General features: G+C 65.3%; 24 protein-coding genes and 1 riboswitch. Of the genes, 11 read left to right on the forward strand and 13 right to left on the reverse strand.

Annotated features, from left to right (window positions below):
• The first annotated feature begins 81 nt into the window (after positions 1 to 81).
• The 4 genes from M2395_RS07650 (at position 82) to M2395_RS07665 (ending at position 3,444) form a co-directional block, all read left to right on the forward strand.
• Positions 82 to 1,203, forward strand: a complete 1,122-nt coding sequence (locus tag M2395_RS07650; protein WP_123430913.1) for a polyamine ABC transporter substrate-binding protein — start codon at positions 82 to 84, stop codon at positions 1,201 to 1,203.
• 105 nt (positions 1,204 to 1,308) lie between these two features.
• Positions 1,309 to 2,772 (forward strand): amidase, encoded by a 1,464-nt coding sequence (locus M2395_RS07655; protein ID WP_077933977.1) that lies wholly within the window; start codon positions 1,309 to 1,311, stop codon positions 2,770 to 2,772.
• Positions 2,773 to 2,835: 63 nt separating this feature from the next.
• On the forward strand, positions 2,836 to 3,165 hold the full coding sequence (locus M2395_RS07660; RefSeq protein WP_011060950.1) for a hypothetical protein: 330 nt from the start codon (positions 2,836 to 2,838) through the stop codon (positions 3,163 to 3,165).
• Positions 3,166 to 3,252: 87 nt separating this feature from the next.
• Positions 3,253 to 3,444, forward strand: a complete 192-nt coding sequence (locus tag M2395_RS07665; protein ID WP_011060949.1) for a 4-oxalocrotonate tautomerase family protein — start codon at positions 3,253 to 3,255, stop codon at positions 3,442 to 3,444.
• Positions 3,445 to 3,472: 28 nt separating this feature from the next.
• Here the strand turns inward: M2395_RS07665 and M2395_RS07670 are convergent, their stop codons facing one another.
• From M2395_RS07670 to M2395_RS07695, 6 genes are all read right to left on the reverse strand, one after another.
• Positions 3,473 to 3,904, reverse strand: coding sequence for an HD domain-containing protein (locus M2395_RS07670; RefSeq protein WP_047336567.1), 432 nt, complete (start codon positions 3,902 to 3,904; stop codon positions 3,473 to 3,475).
• Between the two features lie 97 nt (positions 3,905 to 4,001).
• On the reverse strand, positions 4,002 to 4,814 hold the full coding sequence (locus tag M2395_RS07675; protein WP_123430914.1) for a CoA ester lyase: 813 nt from the start codon (positions 4,812 to 4,814) through the stop codon (positions 4,002 to 4,004).
• 165 nt (positions 4,815 to 4,979) lie between these two features.
• Complete coding sequence (locus tag M2395_RS07680) at positions 4,980 to 6,185, reverse strand: CaiB/BaiF CoA-transferase family protein (RefSeq protein WP_123430915.1); 1,206 nt, start codon at positions 6,183 to 6,185, stop codon at positions 4,980 to 4,982.
• 32 nt (positions 6,186 to 6,217) lie between these two features.
• Positions 6,218 to 7,567, reverse strand: coding sequence for an MmgE/PrpD family protein (locus M2395_RS07685; RefSeq protein WP_123430916.1), 1,350 nt, complete (start codon positions 7,565 to 7,567; stop codon positions 6,218 to 6,220).
• A gap of 9 nt (positions 7,568 to 7,576) precedes the next feature.
• Positions 7,577 to 8,740 carry an acyl-CoA dehydrogenase family protein gene (locus tag M2395_RS07690; protein ID WP_015635352.1) on the reverse strand — a complete coding sequence of 388 codons (1,164 nt, stop codon included), beginning with the start codon at positions 8,738 to 8,740 and terminating at the stop codon, positions 7,577 to 7,579.
• A gap of 34 nt (positions 8,741 to 8,774) precedes the next feature.
• Positions 8,775 to 9,602, reverse strand: a complete 828-nt coding sequence (locus tag M2395_RS07695) for a MaoC family dehydratase N-terminal domain-containing protein (RefSeq protein WP_041752747.1) — start codon at positions 9,600 to 9,602, stop codon at positions 8,775 to 8,777.
• A gap of 142 nt (positions 9,603 to 9,744) precedes the next feature.
• On the opposite strand from M2395_RS07695, the gene M2395_RS07700 reads away from it, so the two are divergent.
• Positions 9,745 to 10,662, forward strand: coding sequence for a LysR family transcriptional regulator (locus M2395_RS07700; protein WP_015635350.1), 918 nt, complete (start codon positions 9,745 to 9,747; stop codon positions 10,660 to 10,662).
• Here the strand turns inward: M2395_RS07700 and M2395_RS07705 are convergent.
• Positions 10,640 to 10,990, reverse strand: a complete 351-nt coding sequence (locus tag M2395_RS07705; RefSeq protein ID WP_011060941.1) for a hypothetical protein — start codon at positions 10,988 to 10,990, stop codon at positions 10,640 to 10,642. The two genes, M2395_RS07700 and M2395_RS07705, sit on opposite strands and share 23 nt — an antisense overlap.
• Positions 10,991 to 10,992: 2 nt before the next feature.
• Entirely contained in the window at positions 10,993 to 12,681 is a 1,689-nt protein-coding gene (locus M2395_RS07710; protein WP_015635349.1) for a hypothetical protein, read from the reverse strand.
• Positions 12,682 to 12,956: 275 nt separating this feature from the next.
• Between M2395_RS07710 and M2395_RS07715 the strand changes: the two genes are divergently transcribed.
• On the forward strand, positions 12,957 to 13,523 hold the full coding sequence (locus M2395_RS07715) for a GNAT family N-acetyltransferase (RefSeq protein ID WP_015635348.1): 567 nt from the start codon (positions 12,957 to 12,959) through the stop codon (positions 13,521 to 13,523).
• A 75-nt stretch (positions 13,524 to 13,598) separates the two neighbouring features.
• Here M2395_RS07715 and mntP read toward each other — a convergent pair whose 3' ends face one another.
• Positions 13,599 to 14,171, reverse strand: coding sequence for a manganese efflux pump MntP (mntP, locus tag M2395_RS07720; protein ID WP_019093782.1), 573 nt, complete (start codon positions 14,169 to 14,171; stop codon positions 13,599 to 13,601).
• Positions 14,172 to 14,176: 5 nt separating this feature from the next.
• Positions 14,177 to 14,342: riboswitch (yybP-ykoY riboswitch) on the reverse strand.
• A gap of 110 nt (positions 14,343 to 14,452) precedes the next feature.
• Here mntP and M2395_RS07725 point away from each other — a divergent pair.
• From M2395_RS07725 to M2395_RS07735, 3 genes are all read left to right on the forward strand, one after another.
• Positions 14,453 to 14,941, forward strand: a complete 489-nt coding sequence (locus M2395_RS07725; protein WP_011060937.1) for a GFA family protein — start codon at positions 14,453 to 14,455, stop codon at positions 14,939 to 14,941.
• 108 nt (positions 14,942 to 15,049) lie between these two features.
• Positions 15,050 to 16,861, forward strand: a complete 1,812-nt coding sequence (locus M2395_RS07730) for a serine hydrolase (RefSeq protein ID WP_123430917.1) — start codon at positions 15,050 to 15,052, stop codon at positions 16,859 to 16,861.
• A 6-nt stretch (positions 16,862 to 16,867) separates the two neighbouring features.
• Positions 16,868 to 17,668: a MipA/OmpV family protein gene (locus M2395_RS07735; RefSeq protein WP_011060935.1), complete on the forward strand. Its 801-nt coding sequence runs from the start codon at positions 16,868 to 16,870 to the stop codon at positions 17,666 to 17,668.
• 67 nt (positions 17,669 to 17,735) lie between these two features.
• On the opposite strand, the gene M2395_RS07740 is transcribed toward M2395_RS07735, so the two are convergent.
• The 3 genes from M2395_RS07740 to M2395_RS07750 form a co-directional block, all read right to left on the reverse strand.
• Positions 17,736 to 19,025 (reverse strand): ATP-binding protein, encoded by a 1,290-nt coding sequence (locus tag M2395_RS07740; protein WP_015635345.1) that lies wholly within the window; start codon positions 19,023 to 19,025, stop codon positions 17,736 to 17,738.
• A complete protein-coding gene (locus M2395_RS07745; RefSeq protein ID WP_011060933.1) occupies positions 19,026 to 19,736 on the reverse strand; it encodes a winged helix-turn-helix domain-containing protein in 711 nt (236 codons plus the stop codon).
• A gap of 171 nt (positions 19,737 to 19,907) precedes the next feature.
• Positions 19,908 to 20,513 carry a tRNA-(ms[2]io[6]A)-hydroxylase gene (locus M2395_RS07750; protein WP_011060932.1) on the reverse strand — a complete coding sequence of 202 codons (606 nt, stop codon included), beginning with the start codon at positions 20,511 to 20,513 and terminating at the stop codon, positions 19,908 to 19,910.
• Positions 20,514 to 20,802: 289 nt separating this feature from the next.
• Here M2395_RS07750 and M2395_RS07755 point away from each other — a divergent pair, with 289 nt between their 5' ends.
• Positions 20,803 to 21,666 (forward strand): universal stress protein, encoded by an 864-nt coding sequence (locus M2395_RS07755; protein ID WP_011060931.1) that lies wholly within the window; start codon positions 20,803 to 20,805, stop codon positions 21,664 to 21,666.
• A 217-nt stretch (positions 21,667 to 21,883) separates the two neighbouring features.
• Here the strand turns inward: M2395_RS07755 and M2395_RS07760 are convergent, their stop codons facing one another.
• Positions 21,884 to 22,351, reverse strand: coding sequence for a DUF1289 domain-containing protein (locus tag M2395_RS07760; RefSeq protein WP_011060930.1), 468 nt, complete (start codon positions 22,349 to 22,351; stop codon positions 21,884 to 21,886).
• Positions 22,352 to 22,760: 409 nt separating this feature from the next.
• On the opposite strand from M2395_RS07760, the gene acnB reads away from it, so the two are divergent.
• Complete coding sequence (acnB, locus tag M2395_RS07765; RefSeq protein ID WP_019094305.1) at positions 22,761 to 25,370, forward strand: bifunctional aconitate hydratase 2/2-methylisocitrate dehydratase; 2,610 nt, start codon at positions 22,761 to 22,763, stop codon at positions 25,368 to 25,370.
• Positions 25,371 to 25,421 lie beyond the last annotated feature (51 nt).

Genomic DNA, 25,421 nt, shown 5'->3' on the forward strand with positions numbered 1-25,421 from the left:
GCAAGCATTCTCTCTGCGACCTATCCGACGAAAAATGTCCGCCTCGGATGGTTCCGCTCATTTCGGACATGGAGTTGTCATATGAAATCGTTGCACACCGCCCTCTCCCGCCTCGCCACGGCCTGCACCCTCGGTGCCCTGGCCCTGGCCGCCTCTGTCACCGCCCAGGCCGCCCCCGAGCGCACGGTGAACATCTTCAACTGGTCGGAGTACATCGCTCCCAACACCATCAAGGATTTCCAGGCCCAGAGCGGGATCAAGGTCAAGTACGACATCTTCGAAAGCAACGAAGTGCTCGAAGCCAAGCTGCTGACCGGCAACAGCGGCTATGACGTGGTGGTGCCCTCCAGCGGTTTCGTCAGCAAGCAGATCAGCGCCGGCGCCTTCCAGCCCCTGGACCGCGGGCAGTTGCCGAACTGGAAGAACCTCGACCCGGCCGTGATGAAGCTGCTGGAGCAGAGCGACCCGGGCAACCGCTACGTGATTCCCTACATGTGGGGCACCAACCTGATCGGCTACAACCGCGACAAGGTCCAGGAGCTGCTAGGCACCGACGCGCCGGTCAACAGCTGGGACCTGGTGTTCAAGGAAGAGAACCTGAAGAAGCTCAGCCAGTGCGGCGTGACCTTCCTCGACTCGCCCACCGAAATGCTGCCCCTGGCCCTGCACTACCTGGGCCTGGACCCCAACAGCCAGAACCCCGAGGACTACCGCAAGGCCGAGGCCATGCTGCTCAAGCTGCGTCCCTACGTGCGCTACTTCCATAGCGCCAAGTGGATGGGCGATATCGCCAACGGCAACATCTGTGTGGCCGTGGGCTACTCCGGCGGCTTCCTGCAGGCGGCCAACCGCGCCAACGAAGCCAAGAACGGCGTGCACATCGAAATGCGCATTCCCAAGGAAGGCACCCTGGTGTGGATCGACACCGTGGCCATCCCCGCCGGCGCCAAGCACGTGGACACCGCCCACGCCTTCCTCAATTACCTGATGGAACCCAAGGTCATTGCCTCCATCAGCAACTACGTCGGCTACCCCAACGGCGTGACCGATTCCAAGCCGTTCATCCAGCAGTCGCTGCTGGACAACCCGGACCTGTTCCCCAGCGCCGAGACCATGACCCGCCTCTACCCTCTGGCCCCGCTGCCGGCCAAGGCCGAACGCACCCGGACCCGGACCTGGGTCAAGGTCACCAGTGGCCGCTGAGTCACTCACTGCGAAGGCCCGCCAGGACGCCGCCAACGGCGTCCATGCCGCCTTTCCACGCCGTGGCGCAGCCCGCGCCCGGCGTGCTTGAACAAAGAGCCGAATATGTCGTTGCCCACTTCCAGCCAAGCGGCCCTGCCGCACCTGTCGATCGAGGCGCTGCTGCAGGGTTTCGCCACCTTGCAGTTCACCCCGGTGGACGTGCTGCAGGCCGTGCTGGCGCAGATCGAGCGCCACGAGCCACAGCTCAATGCCCTCTGCGAACGCCAGGACCCGGCCTCGCTGCGCGCTGCCCAGGCGTCCACCGCGCGCTGGGCCGCCGGGCAACCCATGGGCCGGCTGGATGGCATTCCGATCCTGGTCAAGGACAACAACGACGTACAGGGCTGGCAGACCCGCAGTGGTTCCCGGGCCCTGGCCAACCGCCCGGCCATGACCCGGGACTCCAGCCTGGTGGCACGCCTGCGTGAAGCCGGGGCGATCTTCATCGCCAAGACCACCCTGCCGGAACTGGGCAGCACGCCCCTGACCGACAGCCCGTTGACCGGCATCACCCGCAACCCGTGGAACCTGGCCCTGCATGCCGGTGGCAGCAGTGGCGGCAGTACTGCGGGGGTCGCAGCCGGTTATGCCCCGGCCGCGACAGGCAACGATGCCGCCGGTTCGATCCGTACCCCGTCGAGCTTTTGCGGCGTGGTCGGGTTCAAGCCCAGCCATGGCCTGGTGTCCGCCTGCCCGAGCATCGACCCGGGCGGCATGGCCGCCGAAGGGCCGATTGCCCGCCACGTGCGCGACATTGCCCTGTTGATGGAGCTCATGGCCGTGCACGAACCCGGCGAGCCCTTTGCCTGGCCCCATGGGCCCAGGGATTTCCTCAGTTCCATCGAGGACGGCGTCGCCGGCCTGCGCATCGCCTTCAGCGCCGACCTGGGCTACGCCGCCCATGTCGACCCGCAGATCGCCGCAGCCTGCCTGAACGCTGCCAGGCTGTTGCAGGAAGCCGGCGCCACCCTGGTCCTGGCCTCGCCGGACATCGGCAACCCGGCGCCGAACTACCTGCGGGCCTGGCCGGTGGAAGTGGCCTGCGCCGTGGCCCAGGAAATACCCGCCGAGGACCGTCATCTGGTGGGGGACTTTCTCCAGCAGGCCCAGGTCCGCGCGCGCCAGCTCAATGCCCTGGACTACGCCTGTGCGGTGCAAGAGCGCCACCGGGTGGCGCAGAAGCTTCACGCTTTCCTGGGTGAGTACGACCTGCTGCTGACCCCTGCCGCGGTGGTCGAACCCTTCGCCGTGGAACGCCTGCTGCCGCCGGACTGGCCGGAACAGATCAGCGCCATGTGGCAGCCCACCACCTTCCCGTTCAATTTCAGCCGCCAGCCAGCGTTGAGCCTGCCTTGCGCCCTGAGCGAGGCGGGCCTGCCCATCGGCCTGCAGATCGTCGCCCGCTTCGGCTGCGACGCCCTGGTACTGAGGGCCGCACGGGCCCTGGAAAAACGGCTGCCCGAGGGGGTGTTCCGCCACCCCGCCGGGCTGCACGACGCCCCCCAGGCGTCACCCGCAAACCGCTAGACCCGCACAGAACGCAATGCCGACGCCGGCCACGGCGAAGGCTCACGGACAAGGAGGTGGACCATGGATTCTTCAAGCAGTTGGTATCAAGACACCCAATTCGACCACGACATCTACGTGATGATCATTCGTGAACCGAGCTCTCCCAGCCTTGATCCCCATCAGTCCGGTTCCAGCTACAGCTACGTCGGCCGCCTCACCGGCCACGGCCAGCACCCGTGCTTTTCCGTACACTTCGCCTGCCCGCCCTACGGCAATGACTACGCCAGCACTGAAGCCGCGCTGCAGGCCGGCCTGGCCCATGGCCGGGCGCTGATCGAGCACTGGCGCACCCGTGGGCGCAAGCCACCGGCACGCACCGCCGAAGTGGCGCTGTCCAGCTACAGCAACTGACGCACCAAGGCCCGCTGGCAGGAGGGCAGCGGCTGTCGTAGGCTGCCCTGCCGCCCGTCCATGCACCATCACCTGGAGTGTCGATCCATGCCCTATATCAACCTGCAGATCACCAAGGGCGCCACGCGCCAGCAGAAGGCCCAACTGGTCAAGGAATTCACCGAATCCCTGGTGCGGGTACTGGGCAAGAAGCCCGAGCATACCCACATCGTGATCCAGGAAATCGACGGCAGCGATTGGGGGTTTGCCGGCGAGCTCAGCGACGACGACCAGGCCTGAGCCGCTGCTGGGCGCAGGTATCACGAACTCAGTCGCGCGCCAGTGAGTTCAGGTAATCCGTGGCCTGGCGGTACTTCTCCAGGCGCCGCAGGTCTTCGGCACCCGGTTCGGGGATGCGCGACAGGTCGCTGTTTTCCGCCAGATCCGCCAGCTTCACTTGCCGCGCCAGGGGGTTCGCGCCTGCGCGGCGAATGAACGCCGGGTAGTCCTCGCCTGCAACCTTGGTCAGCGCCAGCAGCGCCGCCAGCACCTCTTCGCTGAAGCCCTCGCCCCGCAACTGCTCCGGGGTGATGGGGCAGTCTTCCAGGACATCGTGCAGCACCGCGACAATCCGCGCCTCGGGGTGTGTCAGGCGCAGCATCACGCGCAAGGGATGCAGGATGTAGGGCGCACCGCCCTTGTCGACTTGCCCGGCATGGGCCTGGGCGGCCAGCGCGATGGCCCGCTCCAGGCTGCTCATCGGACGCTACCGCAGGTGTATGGGGCTGAGCCGTGCATGGTGCCACCTCGATAAAAAGACCGCGCCATTCTACCTGCGCCGCGGCCCGGGCGCAGGGTCAGGCCATCGCCAGCAAGCGCTGGGCCCGCAGCAGCACCGGGGCATCGACCATCTGCCCATCCACCTGGTAGGCCCCGGCACCCTCGCGCCCGCCTTCCACCACCCGTTGGGCCCAGGCCAACTCCTCGGCGCTGGGCGCCAGGGCCTGGTGGATCACCGGCACCTGGGCCGGGTGGATGCACAGCGCACCGGCAAAGCCCATGGCGTAGGCGTGGCGGACCGAGGCGGCCAGGCCCTGGCTGTCGGCGATGCCGGGAAACACCCCGTCCAGCGGCGCCTGCAGCCCCGCCGCCCGGGAGTGCAGGATCAGCGCCAGCCGCGCCTGGTCCAGGGCGAACTGGGCCGCCGCCGAGCCGCTGCTGAGGTTGAGGTCCAGGGCCAGGTCCAGGCCGCCGAACGACAGGCGCTGGACCCCGGGGGCGCTGGCGATCTCGCCCAGGGCCAGCAAGCCCCGGGCACTTTCGATGATCGGCCAGACCAGGCGGCCGCTGGCGGCCACCTGCGCCACTTGGGCTGCGCTCTCGACTTTCGGCAGGAGAATGCCCACCACACCGGCATGGGCCTGGCAGAACGCCAGGTCGGCCAGGTGCTGGGGGTGCTCGGGTGCGTTGATTCGTACCCAGGCCCGCACCTGGGGCTGCGCCAGCAGGAAGCGCCCCAGGTGCTCTCGCGCCTGCGCCTTGAGGGGTTCCTCGACGGCGTCCTCGAAATCGACGATCACCGCATCGGCGCCACAAGCCAGGGCCTTGGCGAAACGCTCGGGGCGGCTGCCGGGGACGAACAGCGCGGAGCGGACAATGGGGTTGGACATGTTCGGATCCTTGTTATTGGAAGACCAATGGCGGCCAGGCTTAATGCCCGGCCCCTACAGCAAGAGCCTGGTGTTGCCCTGCCCTCCGTAGGAGCCGGCTTGCCGGCGAAGGCGATCTCAGGGGCCCCTTCGCTGGCAAGCCAGCTCCTACGGCGAGGTTGGGGTTCAGATGACTCCACGGGCCTGCAGTTGCTCGATGCCTTGCGGGCTCAGGCCCAGCTCGGCGAGTATCGCTGCGCTGTGCTGGCCCAGCGCCGGGACTGCGTCCATGCGCGGCGCATAGGCGCTGTTGCGCGCCGGTGGCAACAGCGCCGGCAGGCGGCCCGCCGGGCTGTCCACCTGGCGCCAGGCGTCCCGGGCCGCCAATTGCGGGTGCTGCCACACGCCCTGCATGTCGTTGACCCGGGCGTTGGCGATCTGCGCCTGCTCCAGCCGTTCGATCACCTGGGCGACGCTGAGCCGGGCAAAGCGCTCGACGATGATCTGGCGCAGCGCCTCGCGGTTGGCTGAACGCTTGAAGTTGGCGCCAAAGCGCTCGTCCGTGACCAGTTCGGGCAGCTCCAGCACCTTGTCGCAGAAGGCCGCCCATTCCCGTTCGTTCTGCAGGCCGAGCATCACCGTACCGCCGTCACCCGCGGGAAACGGCCCGTAGGGGTAGATGGTGGAATGGGCCGCGCCGGCCCGGGGTGGCGGTTCGGCGCCTTCGAAGGCGTAGTACAGGGGGTAGCCCATCCACTCCACCAGGCTTTCCAGCATGCTGATGTCGATGCGGCTGCCCAGGCCGGTGCGCCCACGCAGCAGCAGGGCCGAAAGAATGCCGCTGTAGGCGTACATGCCGGCGGCAATGTCGGCGATCGAGCAACCGGCCTTGGCCATCTGCTCCGGTTCGGGGCCGCCGGTCACCGATACAAAGCCGCCTTCGCTCTGGATCAGCAGGTCGTAGGCCTTTTTCCGCTCATAGGGGCCGCCTTCGCCGTAGCCGGAAATATCGCAGACGATCAGCCGTGGAAAGCGCTCATGCAGCGCCTCGAACGACAGCCCCATGCGCGCCGCCGCCCCCGGTGCCAGGTTCTGCACCAGCACGTCGGCCCCGGCCAGCAGGCTGTCCAGCAGGCCCTCGGCTTCGGGCTGCTTGAGGTCCAGGCTCAGGCTTTCCTTGGAGCGGTTGGTCCACACGAAGTGCGAGGCCAGGCCCTTGACCCGCTGGTCGTAGCCCCGGGCGAAATCGCCGCTGCCGGGGCGCTCGACCTTGATCACTCGGGCGCCCAGGTCCGCCAGCTGGCGGGTGCAGAACGGCGCGGCAATGGCGTGTTCCAGGCTGACCACGGTGATGCCGTCCAGGGGCCGTGGCTGTGCTGTGTTGTCAGTCATGTTCGGTCCTCGCCCTGTTCGATGTCGGGCATTCAGAGCAGTGAGTTGAGGTCGGCAGCGTCCCGCAGGGCCCAGACCCGACGGATCAAGGCATTGCCCTGCTCCGGGGTGCGGGCGCCGGAGAACTGCAGCAGGCGCTGGAACTTGTCTTCCAGCTCGGCCCGGGACAGGCCATTGCCCGGGTCACCCTTGGGCTCATCGATGGCGCCGTGCAGGGTGCGGCCGTCCACGCACTGCACCTCGACCCGGCCCAGCCAGCGCGCTGGATAGGCCGCATCGACTTCAGGGTCCAGCTGCATGCCGACCTTGTCGCGAAACGCCGCGACCCGGGGGTCGTTCAGCCCATGGCGCTGGAACTCCGGCAACCCGGCCTTGCCGTGCACGGCGATCAGGCCGAGCACGGTGCCCATGGAGAACTTGGCCTGGTGCACGGTCTGCGGCACCTGGACCCGGCCCAGCACATCGATGGCGCCCTGGTGCACCCGGGTCAGCACCCGGGCAATCTGCCCGTGTTCCAGGCCTTCGCGCTGCATCACCTCAAGCAAGGCATCGGCGGCGGGATGGGTGTGGCGGCACGAGGCGTGGAACTTGAACGAGGTTTCCAGCAGCGCCCAGCGGCTGCCCAGGCGGGCACTGAGCAGTGCCGGTTCGGCATCCCGGGACATGCCGGCCGCCATGCCCTGCTCGCCCTCGAGGATATTGCGCGCGCCGCTCAGGCCGTCCCGGGTCAGGTAGGCGGCCAGCAGGCCATCGGCGGCGGCCTTGGCGGTGTGCAGTTGCTTGGAGTCGGCGGCGTCGCGCAAGAATTCCCAGAGCCCGGCGGCCTGGGTCCCGGCGCTGCCCAGCAGGTTGATGAACTGCTCGCTGTCGAATTCCATCAGCTTGCCCACCGCCACCGCAGCGGCCAGGGTGCCGACGGTGGCCGTGGTGTGGAAGATCCGGTAGTGGGAACGGCCCATGAATTCGCCGATGCGGATCCCCGCCTCATAACCGGCCACCGCCGCCAGCAGCAGCTCGCGGCCGGACTTGCCCAGGTCCTGGGCCGCCGCCAGCGCCGCCGGGAACACCACGGTGGCCGCGTGCAGCACGGAGCTGTTGTGCAGGTCATCCTGCTCCACCAGGTGCGACGAGGCAGCGTTGACCAGGGCGGCGAAATACGCCGAGCTGCCGGCCCCATTGACCAGGATGCGCGCCGGGCCACTGGCCGGCCCCATGTGCCGGGCATAAGCCTCGAACAAGGGAATCGGGTGCGCGCCCTGGGCGGCCAGGGCCGAGCCCAGCCAGTCGAGGAACAGCTCTTGGGTGCGCAGCAGGACGCTTTCCGGCAGGTCGGCGTAGCGCAGGCCGGCGAGGAACCCGGCCAGATCGTGGGTATGGCTCATGGGGGCTCCTTAGAAGCTGCGGGGCAGCTCCAGCAAATGCTCGGCGACGTAGGACAGGATCAGGTTGGTGGAGATCGGCGCCACCTGGTACAGCCGGGTCTCGCGGAATTTGCGCTCGACGTCGTACTCGCAGGCAAAGCCGAAGCCGCCGTGGGTCTGCAGGCAGGCGTTGGCCGCTTCCCAGGAAGCCTTGGCCGCCAGGTACTTGGCCATGTTGGCGCTGGCCCCGGCGTTGCCCCCGCTGTCGTATTCCTCGCAGGCGCGCCAGCGCATCAGATCGGCGGCCTCGATCTCGATATGGGCCTCGGCAATCGGGAACTGCACGCCCTGGTTCTGGCCGATGGGCCGGCCGAACACCACCCGGTCGCGGGCATAGGCGCTGGCCTTGTCGATGAACCAGCGGCCATCGCCGATGCATTCGGCGGCGATCAGCGTGCGCTCGGCGTTGAGGCCGTCGAGGATGTACTTGAAGCCCTTGCCCTCCTCGCCGATCAGGCTGTCGGCGGGCAGCTCCAGGTTATCGAAGAACAGCTCGTTGGTCTCGTGGTTGACCATGTTGGCAATGGGCTGCACGGTCAGGCCGTTGCCGATGGCCTGGCGCAGGTCCACCAGGAAGATCGACATGCCTTCGGACTTCTTGCGCACCTCGGCCAGTGGCGTGGTGCGGGCCAGCAGGATCATCAGGTCGGAATGCTGAATGCGCGAGATCCACACCTTCTGCCCGTTGATCACGTACTTGTCGCCGCGGCGGATGGCAGTGGTCTTGATCTTGGTGGTGTCGGTGCCGGTGGTGGGCTCGGTGACGCCCATCGATTGCAGGCGCAGTTCGCCGCTGGCGAGCTTGGGCAGGTAGTAGTGCTTCTGCGCCTGGCTGCCGTGGCGCAGCAGGGTGAACATGTTGTACATCTGCCCGTGCACGGTGCCGGAGTTGCCGCCGCAGCGGTTCACCTCTTCGAGGATCACCGAGGCTTCGGCCAGCCCCAGGCCGGAGCCGCCGTACTCGGCAGGGATCATCGCCGCCAGCCAGCCGGCCTCGGTCAGGGCCTTGACGAAGGCTTCCGGGAAGCCCTTGCGCTCATCGATGCCGCGCCAGTAGGCGGCGTCGAATTCGGCGCACAGGGCACGCACGCCTTCACGGATGGCATTGAGTTCTTCAGTGTCATGGGGGGTCATCAATCGGCACTCCGCCTTTGCTTATTGTTGGAATTCAGTCGAACTGCACTTCGCCGCGCTGGGCCAGCCCGGAGCCGTCGCCGGCCCACAGTTCGGCGTGGCCAGGGGCGCTGATGCGCCCGCCGACCTCGAAAGGCTGCGGGGCAATCAAGGGCCGCAGGCCGCGGTAGGCGAAATGGCGCAGGCGCGCCTCGGGGTGGGCCCGGCAGAAGGCCCCCAGGCTCAGGGTGGCGATCAGCGGGCCGTGCACCACCAGCCCCGGGTAGCCCTCGGTGGCGGTGACGTAGGGATAGTCGTAGTGGATGCGATGGCCGTTGAAGGTCACCGCGCTGTAGCGAAACAGCAGGGTCGGCGTGGGCTCCACCGGCTCGCGCCAGTCGCCTTCGGGCAGCAGCTCGCCACTGCTCATTTTCGGCGGGGACGCTTCGCGGTAGACGATGTCCTGTTCTTCGCGCAGCGCCAGTTGGCCGTCCTGAAAATATTCGTGGCACAGGGTGACGAACAGCAGCTTGCCGGTGCGCCCGGCCTTTTCCTCGACCTGGAGGATGGTACTGGTGCAACTGGCCTCTGCGCCGGCCCGCAGCGGCCGGTGAAACGCCAGGCGGCCACCGGCCCACATGCGGTTGCGGTTGGCCGCCGGCGGCAGGAAACCGCCCCGCGCCGGGTGCCCGTCGCCGCCCAGGGCCGAGGCCGGCTGTGGCTGCTGGAAGAAACACCAGTGCCACAACGGCGGCAGGGCCTCGCCCGGGGCCGGGGCGGGCTGGCCGAACGTGGCGGCGATGCGGGCCAGCAGGTTATGGCTGAGGTGGTCGTCGATCCGCTGGCTGCGGCCGATCCAGGCGCTGGGGTCGGTGGCACTCATGGTGGCAGGGTCCTGTGGCACGAAGGTGATGGCGGCCATCATGCAAGGGGCTGGCGCGTATGGAGAATTTGCATTTCTATAAACCGGCGTTCGTTTATGCTGAACGCCATTCGCCCCTACCCCTGCCTTCAGGAGCCCGGACATGCATTTCGATCTGGCGGACCTGCGCCTGTTTATCCATATTGCCGAATCCCCCAGCCTGACCCAGGGCGCGCGCCGCGCCTTCCTCTCGCCAGCGGCCGCCAGCGCGCGGATCAAGGCCCTGGAAAGCCAGCTCGAAACCCGCCTGCTGTACCGCGACAGCCGCGGCGTGGAAGTCACCCCCGCCGGCGAGCGGCTGCTGCAGCACGCGCGGCTGATCATGCGCCAGGTGGATTACCTGAAAAGCGAATTCACCCAGTACGGCGGTGATTCCTCCGGGCACATCCGCATCTTCGCCAACACCACGGCGGTCACCGAATTCTTGCCGGAAGTGCTGGCGAAATTTCTCTCGGTACGCCCGGGAGTCACGGTGGACCTGCAGGAGCGCCTGTCCCGGGACATCGTTCGCGGTGTGCTGGACGGCACCAGCGACATGGGCATCATCGCCGGCCCGGTGGAAGCCAGCGGCCTGCAGGTGCTGCACTTCAGCACCGACCACCTGGTGCTGATGGTGCCCGTGGGCCACCCGCTGTCGGGGCAGGCTTCGGTGACCCTGGAACAGACCCTGGCCTACCAGCACATCGGCCTGCATGAAGGCAGCACCCTCTTGACCTTCCTGCGCGAGCATGTGGAGCGCCTGGGCAAGCAACTCTCGCTGCGCATCCAGGTGTCGAGCTTCGAAGCGATCTGCCGCATGGTGGAAGCCGGGGTCGGCATCGGCATCATTCCCGAGTCCGCGGCCTTGCGGCACAGCCGCACCATGCAGCTGGTGACGGTGATGCTGGATGAAAGCTGGGCCGTGCGCGAACGCAGCATCATCGTCCGCGAACTGGAGGCCCTGCCCGGCAGCGTGCGGGCGCTGATCGCGACGCTGATGCCGGCCAGCCAGGAACCTTCTATTGCGGGCAACCCTGGCTGATCCAGGCACTCAGTTCGTCGATCTGGGCCTGAGGCAGAAAGGGGCCGCCGGGGGGCATCTGGCCAAAATCCCCATCCGGCCCCCAGGGGGTGCCCGGGGTACCGCTCAGGGCATAAATCAGGTTGGAATGCGCGCCATCGCCTTTGACCAGGATAGGTACCGCCTGCCCTGTTTCCGGGTTTTGGATACCCGGCACATTACCGGTCACGAACGACTGGTAGGAGGTCTGCCAGAAGGCCCCGTGAGGCGCTCCGGAGATCGGCAGGTTGTTCTGCGCAACGAAGGCATCGAGCAGGTTCTGTACATCCTTGAAGGTGTTGAGTGCCATGACTATTTCCCTGTGCTAGATGGGGTGAACAATTGCAGATAACGCTGGCTGGCCGCTGCCGCCGACTCAGCCCCTGCCGTCTCGGGAGCCCGAACGTTGCCGCCTTTGAGGATGAAACTGAAATCGAAGCCGGCCACCTGGGCATTGCCATGGCAACCCATGCAGCCTCCCATGTTCACCCCATGCACAGCGGCGGAACCGGCGGATTGGGCGAACACGTTCGGAGGGGGTGGCGCACCTGCGGCCTGGAAGGAAGTCGGAGCACCGTTAGCAGCAATCCGGCCCCTGAATTGCTGCAGGGTATAGTCCGTTTCAACCATGATATTGGCCTGGTAGTACACCGCGGCAGAGTGGCTGGGATCGGTTTTCGATAGCTGCGTGGTGTCGAACGGCTGGGCCTGGACCGAGACCAGCTTGTAGTACTGCCAGGGCGAATTCTTGACATTCTTGGCCTGGCTATAGCTCTGGATAGCCTGATGCGCCGCCTGATTGACCTGAATCACGTCAGCCGCAATCGGCTCATAGCGCTGGTTGATGCAGATCGGGCCGCCCGCCGGAGTACCGCCTTTGGCAATCTCGCGCAGATACAGTTGCTTGCCGGGCTTGCAGAAGGCCCCCTGGGCCTTGACTTGAGGGTTGTTGGGGTCGTCCTGGTAACTCAGGCCGGGATTGGTGGGCATAGGGCCCGGCGCTGGATTGATGATGCGGCCGTTCTCATCCTCAAGCGGCTTGCCACTGGGCAGCAGGATGTTGTCGGCCTGTTCGAAGGTCGCGTAGATAAAACTCGGGGCCGTGGGGGTCTTCTGGATGATGTGCAACGCCACCATCGCCCATTGCGCCTCGAAATAGCAGGTGCCCTTGCCCGGTGGTTGCTCATAGAAGCGCACCGTCTGCCTGTGGAATCGCGAGGGGTCCTCGCCGGGGCCCAGCTGGCGCCAGGCGGACTTGACCTCAATGGTGCCGTTGGGAAAGTTGACCCGCGGCGCGCTGGGGAAAGTCGGAGGTGTCTGCTTGACCGCGTTGAAGAAGTTCCGCGCGGCTTGTGCCAGCGCGGGGTTGGCGTACCAGAACTGGTTGGCGGCGACGTAGGTGTATTGCACCTGATTGGCCTTGGCCAGGAAGCGCACCAGCTGGGGGTTGGAATTGCCTCCGGTGGGAGTCGCCGGAACAACACCGGCATACATCTGGTCGAGGCCGATCTGGGTGCTTTCGTCGAGGTTGATCCAGGCCGGCAGTTTGGGTGCGATCTGGCCAGAGCAGGCAGGCACGGTAAAACTGTAGTCATAGGTTGGCGCAGTGCCATAACCATAACTGGGAGCGCCATCAGGCTTGTAGCCCGGGGGGCCGACGTTGGCACTGCCCTTGCCCGGAAAGATCTCAACCTTGCTTCGGTACGTATGCCACACCAGAGGCACGCCCTGGCTGCCGAAAGGCTGGCGAATATCGGGCACATCGCGCTGCCCGCCCAGGGCCGGCCAGTTGAGAGCGATGAACTCCTGCCAGGCGAAGGCCGCAGCCTGTGCCAACGTTGCCTGGGATGCCCCCCCGGGTATATCGGCGGGTACCTCGGGCGATACGGTTATCGACACCGGGGCGGCGTTCGAAACGCCGCCCAGAAGCGCCAGACCAACACTGATAGCAATGTAGGAAACCTGCCGCTGCAAACGATTCTTGTCTTGTTGATGCTCCATATCCTGACTCCTCCCTTGGCTGTTCGAGAGCGTAGATCAGCGCTCTCACGGCAACGCGCCAGGAAAAAGAACATTAGGCGCTAGCATTAATAGCCAAATGCCTGTACGCCAGCAGCGGTGGCGGCTTGAACGGCTCGTGACCGGTGATCGCCCTGGCCGGCAGCGCAAGCAGAGACATTGATGCCGATCAAGTGCCCGCCTCGCCAGCGGAGTAAACCTGAAGCCAATCAGGGCTGCGTGCGCAGCCCGCCCTTTGGCTCCGCGGAGACTTGACCATGCCCAGCACCGCTCTCGATACCCTCGCCCACCCGCCGTTCCCGGCGCAGCAAGGCCAATACTGGATCGACGCCCTGAACGATGGCAGCCATGTGCTGATCCGCCCGCTGCGGCCCCAGGACCGGGAGCGGGAAAAGGCCTTTATCGAAAACCTCTCCCCGGCCACCCGGCACCAGCGCTTTCTCGGTGAGATCAAGGAAGTGGGCGAGCAACTGCTCAATCAACTGATGGATGTCGGCACGCCGCAGCGGGTGGCTTATGTGGCCCTGGTCCACGACAACGGCGAACTGCGGGAAGTGGGGATCAGCCGCTACGCCCAGGTCGACGAGCAGCCCTTGCATTGCGAGTTCGCCGTGACCATCGCCGATGAGTGGCAAGGCAAGGGCCTCGGCGCGCTATTGATGCAACACCTGATCGACGAAGCCCGCAACAACGGTTTCCAGCAGATGTACTCGGTGGATTCCGCCGCCAACTACAGCATGCGCCGCCTGGCAAAACAGCTGGGCATGCGCAGCGCCATCGACCCCGATGACGCCACCCAGGTGATCCACAGCCTGGCGCTGTAACGCCAGAGCGCTCCGCGCCTCGGCCCGAGGCGCGGCCGCATTGCCCGCAGAACCGCCCCGCCGCCGATACTGAAGTCAAGCCACAGCCGACAGGTGCTCGTAGAGAATTCCCGAGCCGACGATGATCAGCACCACCCCGCCCAGCACTTCGGCGCGCTGGCCCATCACCGTGCCAATGGCGCGGCCCAGCATCACTCCCAGGGTGACCATGGTCATGGTGGCCAGGCCGATGGCGCTGGCCGCGACCCAGATGTTGACGTTGACGAACGCCAGCCCCACCCCCACCGCCAGGGCATCGATGCTGGTGGCCAGGCCGGTCACCGCCAGCAGCCAGAAGCCGTGCTGGCGCGGTTTTTCTTCCTCGGCCTCAGCCTGCTGGCGGGTGCCGTTGTAGATCATGTGCAGGCCCAGCAACAGCAGCAGGCTGAAGGCGATCCAGTGGTCCCAGTTGGCCACCCATTGAGTCGCGGCCTGGCCGATGAACCAGCCCACCACCGGGGTGATGGCTTCAATGACGCCGAAGATCAGGCCGATGCGCAAAGCTTCCAGCAGGCGCGGCTTGAGCATGGCCGAACCCTTGCCCACCGCGGCGGCGAAGGCATCGGTGGACATGGCGAAGGCGAGAAAGATGATCGAGGCTGGGTTCACGTTGAGTCTTCCGGTCGGGCTTGAGTCCACGACATGCCCACGCGCCCGACTTCAGCGCAGGTATGTCGATGGTCTCACCAACCGAAACGGTGCCCGTACCACGGCAGGTTGCCGAGAATGTTGATACGGGCGCCACCGCAGGGCGCGGTGGCAGGTTACTCCCCAAAGAGGCGCGCAGCTTAGCCGGCCACATGTGAAAATTTCATCAGCACCGCGCCACGACAGCTGCTCGCACAGCGGCTAGCCTGTGCAATCCACCCGTTGATTCGTGGAGGTACCCCATGCAACTCCAGGGCTCCTGCCATTGCGGCGCCGTGCACTTCAGCCTGTCCAGCCGCCATCCCTATCCCTACCAGCGCTGCTACTGCTCGATCTGCCGCAAGACCCAGGGCGGTGGCGGCTACGCCATCAACCTGGGGGGCGATGCGGCCAGCCTCAAGGTACGTGGGCGCAAGCACATCGTCATCTACCATGCCCGGCTCAAGCCCGCCGGTGCCGCCCGGGCCCACAGCAGCAGCGCCGAACGGCACTTCTGCGGGCGCTGCGGCTCCGGGCTGTGGCTGTTCAGCCCGCAATGGCCGGAGCTGATCCATCCTTTTGCCTCGGCCATCGACACCCCGTTGCCGGTGCCGCCGCAGCACACCCACCTGATGCTCGACTCCAGGGCGCCCTGGGTCGAGGTCGATGCCGGGGCGCACGACCTGCAGTTCGCCGAATACCCCGAGGAATCGATTGCCCAGTGGCACCAGCGCCTGGGGCTGGAGGCCTGAGCGCAACCGGGGCTTAACAGTCTTTGACAGTTTCCCGACAAAGCTGTCAAAGACTGCCACGCCCCCCTTCCCTAGCATCCGCTGATCCAATTGGCCCTCGGGTGCTGCATGTCCCGCAAACTTCTCGGCCTGCCGCTGGTGGGCCTGCTCTTGAGCAACCTCGGCTGCAACGGCCAGCCTCCGGCGCCGCCGCCCATCGCGCCCGGCGATTACGCCAGCATCATCGGCTACCTGAAGCAGTACATCCCGCAACAGATGGCCGAACATCAGGTGCCCGGGCTATCCATCGCCCTGGTGGACGGCCAGCAACTGATCTGGGCCCGGGGCTTTGGCTTCGCCGACCAGGCCCGGGGCCTGCAAGTGACCGAAAATACCGCGTTTCGCGCCGGTGCCCTGTCGCAATTGCTGACTGCCACGGCGGTGATGCAACTGGTGGAACAAGGGCGCCTGCAACTGGACGCGCCGCTGCAGGACACCCTCAGGGAGTTCTACGTCCGCTCGCGCTTCCACGAGGACCAGAACGCCGCCGACCGGGCCGTGACTCTGCGCCGCCTGCTCAGCCACCAGGGCGGCATTCCCAGCGAATACCTGCGCGACGCACGCACCCCCAACGCCCTCGACGAACTGCCGGGAAAGCTCAGCGGGCTGTGGCTGAGCAACGCTCCGGGAACCCAGACCGCCTACTCCAACCTCGGTTATGCCCTGCTCGGGGCAGCGGTGGAGCGCAGCAGCGGCGTGGATTTCGAACAGCAGTTGCAGAAGAGCCTGCTGCGCCCACTGGGCATGAGCCAGTCGAGCTTTGTCGGGGACAGCCGCGCCCAGCCCTACCGGGCAAGAGGCTATGAAGACGGTGTCAGCAGCGATGCCCTGGTCCGCGACCTTTCCGCCCAGGGCCTGTGGAGCAGCCCGCGGGACCTGAGCCGCTATGTGCGCATGCTGTTCGCCCAGGGCCGGTACCAGGACCGCCAACTGCTCTCGGCGGCATCCATCGACGAAATGGTGCGCACGCAGAACGCCGGCAACCCGCTGGATTTCGACTGCCAGGTAGGCCTTGGCTGGTTCCTGTCGCCCTGCGGCGAGGAATGGGTCCGGCCAGATATGCGCACCTGGCAGCAAAGCGGTTTCGGCGAGGGCTTTCATGCCCGGATCAGCGTGCTGGCCGAGCAGCAGCTGGCGGTGATCGTGATGAGCAATTCCGACAGCGGCGAGGCCCTGGCCCAGCCCCTGGTGCCCCAGATACTGCGCATGCTGCTGCAGGCCCACGGCGCCCCGCCACCGCCACCGCCACCGGCCACGGCCCCCCAGGCCCAGCAACGTCGGGTTCCGCAAGCGGCGGATCGCCGGCACCTGGCGGGCTTCTATGCCACCCGCTGGGGTGTGCTGCGGATCCGCGACCAGCACCAGCGCCTGTACGCCGAGCTGGCCGGCGAGCGCTACGAACTGCTGCGGGACGAACAGGGCTGGCTAAGGGTGCGCAAGAAGCGCCTCGGGCTCTGGCCCCAGGACCTGGGCCCGCTGGGGCAACTGCAACTGGACGTGATGCAGGTCCAGGGCCATCGGGTGTTCACCGCCAAGAGCCACGGCCAGTTGCTGGCGGTGGGAGAACGGATCGAACCGGTGCCCCTGACGGACAACTGGCTGGCCACGGTCGGCACCTACCAGGCTCTGAGCGACGCTCCCGGCGAACCGCCCATCAACGGCATGGACATCGCCCTGGAGGACGGCTTCCTGATGATCCGCAGCCTGCAGCAAGGCCGTCCCCTCACCGACTACATCCTCGCCCCGGTGGACAACGCCCACGCGGTGATCGCCGGCAACGGCCCGGGCCTGGGCGACACCGTGCGCCGCCAGGTCAACGGCGTGAACGTCCTGGGCTACTCATTCAAACGCACCTATAACGCCAACCACCTGAGGTTCTGACCCTTCATGAAAACCCTGAAACACTCCACCACCGCCGCCTTGTGGGCCGGCACCCTGGGCCTGAGCTCGGTCTGCGGCACGCTGCACGCCGAGGACTGGAAGTACGGCGTGCACGCCGGGGTGGCCAGCGTGCCGCGCTACAGCGGCAGTGACGAACGCGCCCTGGCGCCGATTCTCGGCGGTGAGATCATCAGCCCCTGGGGCGTGTTCCTCAATACCGACCAGGGCCTGGGCTGGGGCAACGAATGGGGCGACCTGTCGTTCAGTACCTGGGTCGGCCCGAGCGAATCACGGCGCGACAAGAACCACCTGGGCCAGGGTTCCAAGCGCCTCAAGGGCATGGGCGAAATAAAGACCCGGGCACAGTTCGGCGCGCACCTGGGCTATGACCTGGGGCCGTTCGAACTGGGCGCCACCCTGACCCACGCGGTGAAGAAGAACGATAACCGCGACACCGGCTCGGCCTACAGCGCACTGGAACTGAGCATTGGCAGCAACCTCTACCAGGGCCGCTTCGGCAGCCTGGATGCCAGCCTCAACAGCCTGTTCGGCAACGCCGACTACATGCAGACCTGGTACGGGGTGAGCGACACCCAGGCGGCCCACAGCCGCTTCGGCGCCTACCGGGCCAAGGGTGGACGGGTCAGCAGCGGCGCCGACCTGGCCTGGACCCTGCCCCTCAATGAGCAGACCAAGGTCTCGACCCTGCTGTCGATGAAGTACCTGAGCAAGGAAGCCGGCGACAGCCCGATCGTCGACCGGCGCATGCAGACCAGCATCGCCACTCAACTTGAGTACAGTTTCTAAGAAAGGGAGCGCGCGGCCCGTGATCACGGGCCGCGTTGCTGCGCAGGTTCAGGGCTGCGCGCGAACCTCAGTCGAGGTGGGCCCAGGTCATGCGGAACGAGGCACCGCCCCACTCCGAATCCGCCACTTCGACCTTGCCGCCGTGCCATTGCGAGACCCGCCGCACCAGCGCCAGGCCCAGGCCGAAACCGCCGGTACGCCGGTCGCGGCTGGCGTCGAGGCGGGAAAACGGCTCGAAGATCTTCTCCCGGCCATCCACCGGCACCCCGGGACCATCATCGTTGACCCGCACTTCGTAGCCATGCTCCAGGCGCACCAGGGACACCTCGACCCGGCGGTCGGCGTAGCGGATGGCGTTGCGCAGCAGGTTGATCACTGCCCGGGCCATGAAGCGCGGTTCGATGCGCACGTACTCCACCTGGCAGGAACGGATCAGCAGTTGCACCCCGGCCGCCTCGGCCTCCAGGGCCACGCTGCCGACCACGCTGTCGAGCCAGCTCTGGGCCTGGATGTTTTCCCGGTTGATGGTGGCCGCGCCATGTTCCAGGCTGGCGTAGCTGAGGAGTTCGGAGACCATTTCCTCCAGCTCGCCGAGGTCGGCATACATGTCGGCGATCAACTCGCGGTTTTCATCCGGATCTGGCTGTTGCTGCAACTGGTCCAGCTCGAAGGACAGCCGGGCGATGGGCGTGCGCAGTTCGTGGGACACCGCGTTGGTCAACTCGCGCTGATTGGCGATCAGCCCCTCGATGCGCGCCGCCATGCGGTTGAAGTGCTGGGCCAGGTCGCGGATGTTGGAACGCCGCGACAGGTGCAGCCGGGTGCCCAGGTCGTTGTCGCCAAAACGTTCGGCGGCCAGGCGCAGGCGCTCCAGGTCGCGCCAGTGCGGGCGCACCCAGAAGTACAGGACGATGGCCAGCAGCGCGCCGAGCAAGGCATAGGCGGCGATGTTGTAGAGCAGGGTCAGGGGCGGGTCTTCCGGCAGCTTGATGCTCAACAGTTGCTTGCCGCCGTCGATGCTGCCGATGAATTCGGTGAACTCCTCGCGCACCACCAACTGGTTGGAATCCAGCAGGGCCTGTTCACGCACGCTCATGTCCAGGTCGTCGGCCTGCACCAGTTTGAGCAGCAGCCCGTAGTGCGGCTTGAGCTGCTCCAGCTGCTGTTGACGCCCGGCCTCGTCGAACGGCCGCAACTGTTCGCTCAGGCTGTAAGCCGGCCCGCGCACCGCATCGCGGTTGTAGGACTCGATCAGGTCGGCGGCCAGGTAGTTGATGAAGATGTGTTGCACCGCGGTCATGGCCCCGGCGAAGCCCAGGGCCAGGAACAGGTAGAGCCCCAGAAACAGACGCAGCATTCAAACCTCCCAGGCGAACGGATTGAACAGGTAGCCCTTGCCCCACACGGTCTTGATGCACACCGGCTCGCGCGGGTTGTCCTTGAGCTTGCCCCGCAGCTTGCTGATGTAGACGTCGACACTGCGGTTGAGGCCGTCGAACTCGATGCCGCGCATGCGGTTGAGGATGTCGTCCCGGGACAGGGTCTTGCCCGGCGCGCTGGCCAGCAGCCAGAGCAGCTCGAATTCCATGGTGGTCAGTTCCACCGGCTCGCCCGCCAGGCGCACCTCGCGGCTGTTGCGGTCGATGCTCAGCACGCCGAATGCCAGGGCCCCGCGCAGGGTGGTGGTTTCCGGCACCTGGCGCCGTTGCAGGGCCCGCAGGCGCGCCAGCAGCACCGCCGGTTTTATAGGCTTGATCACGTAGTCATCGGCGCCGGATTCCAGGCCGAGAATGTGGTCCAGGTCGTCTTCCTTGGCGGTGAGGATGACGATGGGGGTGTCCGCCACGGCGCGGATCTCCCGGCACACGTGCAGGCCGCTCTGGCCGGGCAGCATCAGGTCGAGCACCACCAGTTTCGGTTTGAATTCGAGAAATGCCGCCAGGGCGGTATCGCCGCGGTGGACCGTCAGCACTTCAAAGCCGTGCTGGGACAGAAAATGCGCGATCAGCCCGGCGAGCTTCTCGTCATCTTCCACCAGCAACACCTTGCCAAGACCCAGGTTTTCCATATTTGCCAATCTGTGAACGCACAATTTGTGCGCGCGCATTATAGGGGGCAAGAGGTTAAGGAAAGGATAACGCAAGCCACAAAACCCGGGACTTGCAGCGGTTTTGCGCGATATTTCATTCTTTTAAGAGTTTTTAACAATTTGCCCCTGCTTTTACACAAGGGCAGTCGTTCACCAGGCCGGCACGCCACTGTGAAAACGGAACTCCGGATCCGGCGACTCGATCAGTTCCTGCTCCGCCGCCCGCACCCGGTCGATGACCTGGGCGATGTCCTTGGCGTCGCCATACTGATAGGCCAGCTTCAGGTAGCCCTGGTAGTGCCGGGCCTCGCTTTTGAGCAGGCCGAAGTAGAACTTGCCCAGTTCCTCGTCCAGGTGCGGCACCAGGGCTTCGAAACGCTCGCAGCTGCGGGCCTCGATAAAGGCGCCCACCACCAGGGTGTCCACCAGCTTCACCGGCTCGTGGCTGCGCACCACCTTGCGCAGGCCCGAGGCATAGCGCCCGGCATGCAACTGGCGCAGCTCGACCTTGCGTTTCTTCATCAGGCGCAGGACCTGCTCATGGTGCACCAGCTCTTCCCGGGCCAGGCGCGACATCATGTTGATCAGGTCGACATGGGCGTGGTACTTGGCGATCAGGCTCAGGGCGGTGCTGGCGGCCTTGAACTCGCAGTTCTTGTGGTCGATCAGCAGGGTTTCCTGGTCGGCCAGGGCCGCCTGGACCCAGGCGTCGGGCGTGCGGCAGCCAAGAAAGTCGGGAATTTCAGGAAAGTTCATCGGCGCATTTCCGAACAATCAGCCACCACCGCAAAGCGGCAGGCAGCACTATCAGTGATCGTTAACATGAGGCTCACGGGACAAAAGGCTTCATAGCGAAAGGCCGGCGATTATACCGGCCGGGCCGCAGACCACCAGCGGCCGCGATTGATATGCATCAACATCCGGCCCGGGCGCCAGCAACTATAGTTGTGCACGCTAGGGTCTGTTCCCGTTTGGTGACGAGCCGCGTTGCGGGGCCAAACGGGAACAGACCCTAACCGTTCATCCCTTCCTGGAGATCCCGATCATGCAAAGCATCCGCAGTATCCTGGTGGTCATCGATCCCACGCCCGGCGAAAGCCTTGCCCTCAAGCGCGCCAAGCTGATTGCCGGGGTCACCCAGGCCCACCTGCACCTGCTGGTCTGCGACAGAAAGCACGAGCATTCGGCGCTGCTGAGCGTACTCAAGAGCAGCCTCACCGGCGAAGGCTACAGCGTCACCACCGAGCAGGCCTGGAACGAAAGCCTGCACGAAACCATCATTGATGTGCAGCAGGCCGAGGGCTGCGGCCTGGTAATCAAGCAGCACCTGCCGGACGCCCCGCTGAAGAAAGCCCTGCTGACCCCGGCGGACTGGAAACTGCTGCGCTACTGCCCGACCCCGGTGCTGCTGGTCAAGACCGCCACGCCCTGGGTCGGCGGCGTGGTGATGGCCGCCATCGACGTCGGCAACATGGACGGCGAGCACCGGGCCTTGCACGCCAGTATCGTCGACCACGGCTTCGATATCGCCAGCCTGGCCAAGGCCCAGTTGCATGTGATCAGCGCTCATCCGTCGCCGATGCTGTCGGCCGCCGACCCGGTGTTCCAGCTCAAGGAAACCATCGAGGCGCGCTATCGCGAGCAGTGCAAGGCGTTCCAGGCCGAGTTCGACATCGACGACGCCCACCTGCATATCGAGGAAGGCCCGGCCGATGTGCTGATTCCCCACCTGGCCCACAAGCTTGGCGCCGTGCTGACCATCATCGGCACCGTGGCCCGCACCGGGATTTCCGGGGCACTGATCGGCAACACCGCCGAAGTGGTGCTCGACTCCCTGGACAGCGACGTGCTGGTGCTCAAGCCGGCGGACATCATGGATCACCTGGAAGAGCTGGCGGCCAAGGCTTGAGCCCGCTCCCCGCAACGCCATCGCGTGATCTGCGTCGTCCATGACGACGCCTTCGCTGGCAAGCCAGCTCCTACAGAGCCCCATCAACCTTACCCCGTAGGAGCCGGCTTGCCGGCGAAGAGGCCTGCAAGCCTTGCACCGCCCTGGCGGCCGTCTTCGCTGGCAAGCCAGCTCCTGCAGTGGCATTTGCGTGGGAGTTATTCGCGTGGCGAAGCACTCAGCCGAGGGCATCCTTGAGAAAGCCGGGGGCGATGTAGCGCTGGTAGTGGGCTTCGGACAGCAGGAAGAATTCCCGATCAATGGCGTCGCGCAACTCCGGCAGGGCCCAGTCGCGAAACTCAGGCAGCAGCACCATCCCATAGGCATCGAGTTGGTTGATCACTCGCGCGCCACGGGCAATCAGCTGGTAGGCCCAGCAATACTCGGACTGATGGGGCACGAAGCGGATCTTGCGCTGCTCCAGTTGCTCGCGCAGGCGCACCGGATCGAAGACTTCCAGCTTGGCCGCCATCACCTGCACCAGCAGGTGCTCAAGACGCAGCCAGACCGCGCGTTTTTCCTCCTCGTTGTAACCATTCCAGTTGATCACTTCATGGTGGAAACGCTTGCAGCCACGGCAAACCAGATCGCCGTAAACCGTGGAACAGAGGCCGACGCAGGGGGTCTTGATGGTCTGATTGGGCATAGATAGACAACGCACGCAAAAGCAAAACAGTGGGCAATGTTAGCCCTTTGTCTAAGATTGATCACCCCTCAAACTTCAATACAGCAACTTACGTTGAGGCTTTTTTTACCGTAGAATCAGCCAGCCTTTTTAGGCGCCAATGTCCGTTTGAAGCTGTTTTCAAAGCGTCACGAGCACAGTCGTTCCTTCAGAGCGGTGTTGGCGAGGGGTTTTTCCAGCGGGGAAAAACCCAACGCCAACCCTCATCAGCTCCCCGTTCTGCAGGCGTAAAACTTTGAAAGCAGCTTCTGTAAGGAATTGTCGGTAATTCTGGCTAAGTGGCCCACAACGCCACGCAGCGCATGAGTACGGCAATTTCGGGATGAGCGTCCCGGACACCCATTTGGGACCACTGATGAGGGTAATAACTGTGCTTGAAGCCTACCGCAAACATATCGAAGAGCGTGCAGCACTGGGTATCGTTCCCCAGCCGCTTAACGCCGAACAAACTGCAGGCCTGGTCGAGCTGCTGAAGAATCCCCCGGCTGGCGAAGAAGCTTTCCTCGTTGACCTGATCACCAACCGCGTTCCACCAGGAGTCGACGAAGCCGCCTACGTCAAGGCCGGTTTCCTCTCCGCGCTGGCCAAAGGCGAAGCCTCCTCCCCTCTGATCGACAAGAAGCGCGCCGTTGAACTGCTGGGCACCATGCAGGGCGGCTACAACATCGTGACCCTGGTGAACCTGCTGGACGACGCCGAACTGGCGCCAGTGGCCGCCGCTCAACTCAAGCACACCCTGCTGATGTTCGACGCCTTCCACGACGTCGCGGAAAAAGCCAAGAACGGCAACGTTCACGCCCAAGGCGTACTGCAATCCTGGGCCGACGGCGAGTGGTTCAAGAATCGCCCGGTACTGGCCGACAAGATCAGCCTGCGGGTGTTCAAGGTCACCGGCGAAACCAACACCGACGACCTCTCCCCTGCTCCTGATGCCTGGTCCCGCCCAGACATCCCGCTGCACGCCCTGGCCATGCTGAAAATGGCCCGTGACGGCATCGTTCCGGACGAGCAAGGCAAGACCGGCCCGATGAAGCAGATCGAAGAAATGCGCGGTCAAGGCTTCCCGATCGCCTACGTCGGCGACGTGGTCGGCACCGGTTCGTCCCGTAAATCGGCCACCAACTCGGTGCTGTGGTTCTTCGGCGACGACGTGCCTTATGTTCCGAACAAGCGTGCCGGCGGCTTCTGCTTCGGCAGCAAGATCGCTCCGATCTTCTACAACACCATGGAAGACGCCGGCGCCCTGCCGATCGAATTCGACGTGTCGAAGATGAACATGGGCGATGTGATCGACCTGTACCCGCACGCAGGCAAAGTCTGCAAGCACGGTACCGACGAAGTCCTGGCCACCTTCGAAATGAAGACCCCGGTCCTGCTCGACGAAGTCCGTGCCGGCGGCCGTATCCCGCTGATCATCGGCCGTGGCCTGACCGAGAAGGCTCGCGCCGAACTGGGCCTGCCTGCGTTCGACCTGTTCAAGAAGCCCGAAGCCCCTGTTGAAAGCACTAAGGGCTTCACCCTGGCGCAGAAGATGGTCGGCAAGGCCTGCGGCCTGGCAGAAGGCAAAGGCGTTCGTCCTGGCACCTACTGCGAACCGAAGATGACCACCGTGGGCTCCCAGGACACCACCGGTCCCATGACCCGTGACGAACTGAAAGACCTGGCGTGCCTGGGCTTCTCCGCTGACCTGGTGATGCAGTCCTTCTGCCACACCGCGGCGTATCCGAAGCCGATCGACGTGACCACCCACCACACCCTGCCTGACTTCATCATGACCCGCGGCGGCGTTTCCCTGCGTCCGGGCGACGGCATCATCCACTCGTGGCTGAACCGCATGCTGCTGCCAGACACCGTCGGTACCGGTGGTGACTCCCACACCCGTTTCCCGATGGGCATCTCGTTCCCGGCCGGCTCCGGCCTGGTGGCGTTCGCCGCTGCCACCGGCGTCATGCCGCTGGACATGCCGGAATCGATCCTGGTGCGCTTCAAAGGCAAAATGAAACCTGGCATCACCCTGCGTGACCTGGTCCATGCCATTCCTTACTTCGCCATCCAGAACGGCCTGCTGACCGTCGAGAAGAAAGGCAAGAAAAACGCCTTCTCCGGCCGCATCCTGGAAATCGAAGGCCTGGAAGGCCTGACCCTGGAGCAGGCGTTCGAACTGTCCGACGCCTCGGCCGAACGTTCGGCTGCCGGTTGCACCATCAAGCTGTCGAAAGAGTCGATCACCGAGTACCTGCAGTCCAACATCACCCTGCTGCGCTGGATGATCGGCGAAGGCTACGGTGACGCACGTACCCTGGAACGTCGCGCTCAAGCGATGGAAGCCTGGATCGCCAACCCTGAGTTGATGGAAGCCGACGCCGACGCCGAATACGCCGAAATCATCGAAATCGACCTGGCCGACATCAGCGAGCCGGTACTGTGCGCGCCGAACGACCCGGACGACGCCCGTCTGCTGTCCAGCGTTGCTGGCGAGAAGATCGACGAAGTGTTCATCGGTTCGTGCATGACCAACATCGGTCACTTCCGCGCTGCCGGTAAACTGCTGGATCAGGTCAAGGGCCAGCTGCCAACCCGTCTGTGGCTGTCGCCGCCGACCAAGATGGACGCTCACCAACTGACCGAAGAAGGCTACTACGGCATCTACGGCAAGGCCGGCGCACGCATGGAAATGCCAGGCTGCTCGCTGTGCATGGGTAACCAGGCACGCGTCGAGCCGAACAGCACCGTGGTGTCGACCTCGACCCGTAACTTCCCGAACCGTCTGGGCGATGGCGCCAACGTCTACCTGGCTTCGGCCGAGCTGGCGTCGGTGGCTTCGATCCTGGGTCGCCTGCCGACCGTCGAGGAGTACATGGAATACGCTGGCAAGATCGACAGCATGGCGGCCGATATCTACCGCTACCTGTCCTTCGACCAGATCGCCGAGTTCCGTGAAGCGGCTGCCAACGCCAACATCCCGGTGGTGCAAGCCTAAGGCTGTAGCGTTGTAAGAAGGAACGCCGCGTATTCCACGATACGCGGCGTT

Source organism: Pseudomonas sp. BIGb0176, from assembly GCF_024810175.1.
Taxonomy (GTDB): Bacteria; Pseudomonadota; Gammaproteobacteria; order Pseudomonadales; family Pseudomonadaceae; genus Aquipseudomonas; species Aquipseudomonas protegens.